General features: G+C 62.5%; 3 protein-coding genes. 1 reads left to right on the plus strand and 2 read right to left on the minus strand.

Going from position 1 to position 3,886, the window contains the following annotated elements; translation table 11 throughout:
- Positions 1 to 1,621: catalase/peroxidase HPI (gene katG, locus EOA22_RS26780; protein ID WP_127390337.1), on the minus strand; the 1,621-nt coding region annotated here is incomplete at its 3' end.
- Between the two features lie 265 nt (positions 1,622 to 1,886).
- Between katG and EOA22_RS26785 the strand changes: the two genes are divergently transcribed.
- Positions 1,887 to 2,834, plus strand: a complete 948-nt coding sequence (locus EOA22_RS26785) for a hydrogen peroxide-inducible genes activator (RefSeq protein ID WP_013530140.1) — start codon at positions 1,887 to 1,889, stop codon at positions 2,832 to 2,834.
- Between the two features lie 20 nt (positions 2,835 to 2,854).
- On the opposite strand, the gene EOA22_RS26790 is transcribed toward EOA22_RS26785, so the two are convergent.
- Positions 2,855 to 3,568: a DNA helicase gene (locus EOA22_RS26790; RefSeq protein WP_013530139.1), complete on the minus strand. Its 714-nt coding sequence runs from the start codon at positions 3,566 to 3,568 to the stop codon at positions 2,855 to 2,857.
- Positions 3,569 to 3,886: the final 318 nt, after the last annotated feature.

The following is a 3,886-nucleotide window of genomic DNA, read 5'->3' on the forward strand; positions in this document are numbered from 1 at the left end:
CGGCGACACCGCCGAGAACGATGAGGTCGGCCAGCGAGATCTTTTTCCCGCCGGTCTGTGCCGCGTTGAACTCCTTCTGGATGGCTTCCAGCCTGGCCAGCACCTTCGACAGTTCCGCCGGCTGGTTAACCTCCCAATCCTTCTGCGGCGCCAGCCGGATGCGTGCACCATTGGCACCACCGCGCTTGTCGGAATTGCGGAACGTCGAGGCCGAGGCCCACGCCGTCGAGACCAATTCGGAAACCGACAGGCCCGATGCCAGGATCTTCGCCTTCAGCGACGCAATGTCCTGCTCGCCGACCAGTTCGTGGTCGACCGCGGGGATCGGATCCTGCCAGATCAGTTCTTCCTTGGGCACGAGCGGGCCGAGATAGCGAACGACCGGACCCATGTCGCGATGGGTCAGCTTGAACCATGCGCGGGCAAAGGCGTCGGCGAACTGGTCCGGATGCTCATGGAAGCGCCGCGAGATCTTCTCGTAGGCCGGATCGACCCGCAGCGCGAGATCGGTCGTCAGCATGGCAGGCGCGCGGCGCTTGGACGGATCGTGGGCATCCGGCACGGTTCCGGCGCCGGCGCCGCCCTTCGGCGTCCACTGATGAGCGCCCGCCGGGCTCGTGGTCAGCTCCCATTCGAAGTTGAACAGATTGTCGAAGAAGTTGTTGCTCCACTTGGTCGGCGTCGTGGTCCAGGTCACCTCGAGGCCCGAGGTGATGGCATCGCCGGCGATGCCCGTGGCATGCTTGCTCGACCAGCCGAGGCCCTGCGCCTCGATGCCGGCGCCTTCCGGCTCCGCACCCACAAGCGAGGCATCGCCGGCGCCGTGGGTTTTGCCGAAGGTGTGGCCGCCGGCGATCAGCGCCACGGTCTCCTCGTCGTTCATGGCCATGCGGCCGAACGTCTCGCGAATATCGCGTGCCGAGGCCAGCGGATCCGGCTTGCCGTTCGGCCCTTCCGGATTGACATAGATCAGTCCCATCTGGACGGCGCCGAGATGGCCCTGGAGTTCGCGGTCGCCGGAGTAGCGCTTGTCGTCGAGCCACTTGGTTTCCGAACCCCAATCGACGTCCTGTTCGGGTTCCCAGACGTCGGCGCGGCCGCCAGCGAAACCGAAGGTCTTGAAGCCCATCGATTCCAGCGCGACGTTGCCGGTGAGGATCAGCAGGTCGGCCCAGGAGATCTTGCGCCCATATTTCTGCTTGACCGGCCACAGCAGCCGGCGCGCCTTGTCGAGATTGGCATTGTCCGGCCAGCTGTTGAGCGGAGCAAAACGCTGCTGGCCGGCCCCGGCGCCGCCACGGCCGTCGCCGATGCGGTAGGTGCCGGCACTGTGCCAGGCCATGCGGATGAACAGCGGCCCGTAATGGCCGAAGTCGGCCGGCCACCAATCCTGCGAATCCGTCATCACCTGGTGCAGGTCCTTGATCACCGCATCGAGATCGAGCGACTTGAATTCCTCGGCATAGTCGAACTCTTCGCCCATCGGGTCCGAAAGGTTCGACTGCTGATGGAGAACGCCAAGGTCCAGTTGGTTCGGCCACCAGTCACGGTTCGTCCTGCTGGAGGATCCGTGCGCAACGGGGCATTTGCCGGCACTGGGATCATCGGTCTGTGCGTCCATGTTCTTCTCTCCGATCGTGGCTGTGTTGAGCTGTTCAACTGCTGCGTGAACAGGGACACAAAAATGTCCCTGTAGGCGGTCCGTTTCATGGCTGGCGCGATGACCTGAGCCCGATACGCGACCGAATATGTTGGATGTCCTGTTGCTGCGGGCATGCGCCTCACCAGGCGGTCCCGGCTGCTCCTCATCTTCGTTACGACTCCTATAGCAAAGCCGCTTGATTAATTTAAGTTGGATTTCCTGATTGCAGCGATAAGATGACATTATGACAAACCTGACGCTGAAGCAGCTGCGTTATTTCGAGGCGCTGGCCCGGCACAATCATTTCGGCCGCGCCGCCGATGCCTGCTCGATCTCGCAGCCCGCCATCTCGGTGCAGATCCGGGAGTTGGAGGAAACGCTGGGCACGGAGCTTTTCCAAAGAGGCCCACGCCAGGTCCGGCTGACCAATTTCGGCGAGGAATTCGCCTTGCGCGTCCGCGACATCCTGCGCTCGGTGGATGAGCTGACGGATCTGGCCCGCGCCTCGCGCGACCGGCTGGTGGGACGGTTGCGCATCGGCGTGATCCCGACGATCGCACCCTACCTCCTGCCTGCCATCATCGGCAACCTCGCCCGCATGCATGACGGGCTCGATATCCACGTGCGCGAAACGCAAACGCAAAAGCTGATCCAGGAACTGGCCGACGGCCGGCTTGACGCGGCCATCGTCGCCTTGCCGGTGTCGGAACCCTCGCTGACGGAAATCGTGCTGTTTGCCGAGAACTTCGTGCTGGTCCGGCCCGGCGAGGACGAGGGAAAGCCGGTCCCCAACCGCGAAATGCTGCGCGAGATGCGGCTGCTCCTGCTGGAGGAAGGCCATTGTTTTCGCGACCAGGCGCTGTCGTTCTGCAACATGCATTCGGCGCGGCCAAGGGAGTTGCTGGACGGCAGCTCGCTGTCGACCCTGGTGCAGATGGTCGGCGCCGGTGTCGGCGTCACCTTGATTCCCGAAATGGCCGTGCCGGTGGAGACGCGCTCGGCGGCGGTGTCTGTCGCCCACTTTGCCAACCCCCAACCGTCGCGGACGATCGGCATGATCTGGCGCAAGACAAGCCCGATCGCCAAACAGCTGATGCTTATATCCGAAGTGGTTCGCCAGGCGGCCGAAACGTTGCGCGCGCAGCACAATCCGGCATCGGTTGAGCTGAACTTGGTAGCAGCCGCCCAATGAAGGCTTGGCTGACCCGATCGTCAGCCTGCCGCGTGGAACCGGATCTCGCCCTTGTTCAGGAAGCAGGTCTTGTTGAACAGCGACAGATCCAGAGGGTTCGGCAACCGCACATCGCCGATATCGGGAACCGGCTTCTGCGCCGGGTCGTAGGACCGGTCGATCTGCGAGATGAAGACGAGGATCAATCCCCTGTCGCCGGCAAACGCTTTCAGCGTGCGAACCTGCGCCATCAGCTCCGGATTTTGCCGCTTTTGGTCGAGCAGTTGCAGGTAGTCGATCACCACCAGCGTGCCGCGCGGCGCCGAGCCCAATGCCTTGACGATGTAGTCGGCGCTGATGGCGTCGGAATTGTCGAACACGAACCGGTCGTTGAACTGCACCGGGTCTGCCCCGATGGCTCGAAATCGGTCGAGCACATCCCGCTGCGTATACTCCAGCGTGAAGAACACGCCCCGACTGCCGGACTTCATGGCTTCGATTGCCAGTTCGAGACTCATCAGCGTCTTGCCGTGGCCGGGTCGTGCACCCACCAGGACCAGATCGCCGGGCGCAAGTTGCGCAAACAGTGTGCCGGCAGGCGCCGCCCCGGCTGCCTTGGCCGCAAGCAGGCTCCAACTGGCGAAGCCTTCCCGTACTGCAACACGGTCAAGCGCTTCGTGGAGCGGAATTTTGGCCTCGCGGGACAACAGCCTGGCTTGACGCTTCAGATGATAGATGGGCGCGGACAGCTTCATGACAAACCTCCTGGTGCGAGCCGTTTTCGCAACCCCTCCTTATGCCAAGCGCTCGAACAGTTGGTTCGGTGATGAGAGAGCCCTGCATGGATGATGCTTTCCCGGCGGAGGGAGGAGGCGTGAGCCACGCCAGAATCAGATGATAGCTCAATCCCTGCGTATCGAAAATCGCGGAACTCGAGAGATCAGGTTCCGAACCCGCGGCTTTTCGCGATAGGAATTTTTTCTTGACTCCCTGCACTCAGCTATGGTACATATTTGTCAATGGTGCTGATTTGCGCCGATGGCCCGACGCACATGAGTCGTTTTTTGTTTATG

This window comes from Mesorhizobium sp. M7A.F.Ca.US.014.04.1.1 (genome assembly GCF_003998745.1).
GTDB classification, from domain to species: domain Bacteria; phylum Pseudomonadota; class Alphaproteobacteria; order Rhizobiales; family Rhizobiaceae; genus Mesorhizobium; species Mesorhizobium ciceri.

Bases quoted from the DNA above. Each gene is read 5' to 3' on its own strand.
- EOA22_RS26785 (WP_013530140.1), top strand. From the start codon at position 1,887: ATGACAAACCTGACGCTGAAGCAGCTGCGTTATTTCGAGGCGCTGGCC.
- EOA22_RS26790 (WP_013530139.1), bottom strand. From the start codon at position 3,568: ATGAAGCTGTCCGCGCCCATCTATCATCTGAAGCGTCAAGCCAGGCTG.